Annotated in this window: 3 protein-coding genes and 1 pseudogene; 1 reads left to right on the forward strand and 3 read right to left on the reverse strand. The window is 30.6% G+C overall.

What is annotated here, in order from left to right; all coding sequences use genetic code 11:
• A partial coding sequence (locus M2373_RS22495; RefSeq protein ID WP_259113732.1) for a Crp/Fnr family transcriptional regulator occupies nucleotides 1–392 on the forward strand: 392 nt, incomplete at its 5' end.
• Nucleotides 393–571: 179 nt separating this feature from the next.
• Here the strand turns inward: M2373_RS22495 and M2373_RS22500 are convergent.
• From M2373_RS22500 to M2373_RS22510, 3 genes and pseudogenes are all read right to left on the reverse strand, one after another.
• Nucleotides 572–1,267, reverse strand: coding sequence for a lycopene cyclase domain-containing protein (locus M2373_RS22500; protein WP_259113735.1), 696 nt, complete (start codon nucleotides 1,265–1,267; stop codon nucleotides 572–574).
• Nucleotides 1,268–1,726, reverse strand: coding sequence for a sterol desaturase family protein (locus M2373_RS22505; protein ID WP_259113739.1), 459 nt, complete (start codon nucleotides 1,724–1,726; stop codon nucleotides 1,268–1,270).
• A gap of 18 nt (nucleotides 1,727–1,744) precedes the next feature.
• Nucleotides 1,745–2,080: pseudogene (locus M2373_RS22510) on the reverse strand (phytoene/squalene synthase family protein); the annotation flags it as partial.

Raw genomic sequence — 2,080 nt, forward strand, 5'->3', positions numbered from 1 at the left:
ACTTATTTACAGACCTGCCCTATGGCGTTAATGCTATTGCAGTAACACAATGTGAAATAATCAGGATTGAAAAAAAACAATTTTTATCTCTTTTACTTGAAAAGCCTGAGTTATTTTTTAAAATAAGTAAGTATACAGCAGAACGTCTTCATTTCAGATATCTAATATCCTCATTTCTATGTGACTCAAGCCCATTGGTTAGAATAACCAAATTATTAGATCATATAAAAGCATATTTCGGATATTGGGAAAAATATAGTTTTTATGTTCCTTATACCAGAAATCAAATTGCGTCTTTAACAGGATTAAGAGTGGAGACTGTTATCAGGACGATTAAACAAATGGAAATGGATGATCACCTTATTATTAAAGGAAGTAAAATCTTTTATTAAAGTTACCCTGCTGTTTTAAAGCAGAAAAAAATCACAAACTACTATCTGTGTGTGATTTTCTATTTTAAAGATTATTTAAACTCATATTCAAAATTTTTCAACTTTGCTGTTGGTCTTAATATTTTTTGTCATCAAAACCATTTAGACCAACACCATTTTTGAGCTTATCAGGAAAATCATCATAAATTCGACTGTGACCTGTTAAATTTTTGAAACAAAAAAATATTCCAAAGAATAAGCTCGTATCCGTATACCGTATCTTCTATCGGTATGGTAAGAATTCTAAAACCAATGATGTGATCGGAGTTGTAATTAACAATCGGGGATTCCAGACCTGTACCTGTTAAAATACCATTAACCATTAAAAATCCGGGCATTAATAATAGATAAATAAAAGATGCTTTGCCAATCCATCTGGATTTGAATATAAAATACAGAATAAATAAAGTAATTGCGGTTGAAAGAAATGTAATAAAAGGATATATTTTTTCATGGAAATAAAGTCCAAGAGTCAATGAAGAAATAATGCTAATAATGACAAAAATCTTTTCGGGTAAAGATTTCCAATCAAGTTTAAAAAATTTATCAAGACAATAATATGTAAAGATGCAGGCGAAAGGAATACAAAAGAAAAAAAGAATTTCTTCAATAGGAAGATGGAATATCCTGATTCCCAATAAATATTTATCATTAAACCACCAGACTCCTGTCTTTGTAAACCAGATATCCCAAGCGATAAAAAATAATGCAACGATGAAAGATGCCCCCAAAAATGCCACAAAATGTCTGTTGAATTTTATTTTATGATGAAATGAAAAAACAAAACAGATAATGATGGTTAAAAAGTTAATTAACAGATACGTATATGGAAGCATTTATTTTTTATTTTGATTGAAAAACATTTTAAAATATTTCACAGGAACCCAAAGAAAGCCAAAACATTCCCCATCTTGTTTTCCGGTATGTTTGTGATGTTGTTTATGAGCTCTTCTGATGGCCAATAGATAAGGATTTTGAGTATTCCTCAGAAATTTAATTCTCTGATGAATAAATATATCATGAACAAAAAAATACGCCATTCCGTACAAGGCAATTCCCACAGCAATATAAAACCAATAATTAAAATTATGGATCGTTCCGTAATACATTAAAGCAATAGTTGGAACTGCGAAAATGACAAAAAAGTAATCGTTTTTTTCCATCTGACCTTCGTTGGTATGATCATGATGATCTTTGTGAAGAGTCCATAAAAAGCCATGCATAATGTATTTATGAATCAGCCACGTAAGTCCTTCCATGATGAAAAATGTTGCTACTACAATTAGAAAATTCATGATCAGAAATTTAAGTTTTTATAAAAATGATGTTTTGTATTGCACATAACAGCTCATCATCAGAGAAAGCTTTGCGCCGTTTGAAATTCTTACTCTTTCATTCATGATAGTTTTTGCAGATCTACTTTTAATTTTTCTGAAAAGAGACACGTAATACCGATATGCCAGGTACACTCCGAAACGCGATGTCGGCGGTAGTTTTTTTATGCCTTCTAATGCTTCATTAAATTCATTTTCAATATCTCTTTCAATGGAATGCTTAATATTGTTATCAAAACACGAAATGTCCAGATCCGGGAAATAGCACCTTCCTAGAATATCATGGTCGTCCTTCAAATCTCTTAGAAAATTTAC

The organism is Chryseobacterium sp. JUb7 (assembly GCF_024806495.1).
Taxonomy (GTDB): Bacteria; Bacteroidota; Bacteroidia; order Flavobacteriales; family Weeksellaceae; genus Chryseobacterium.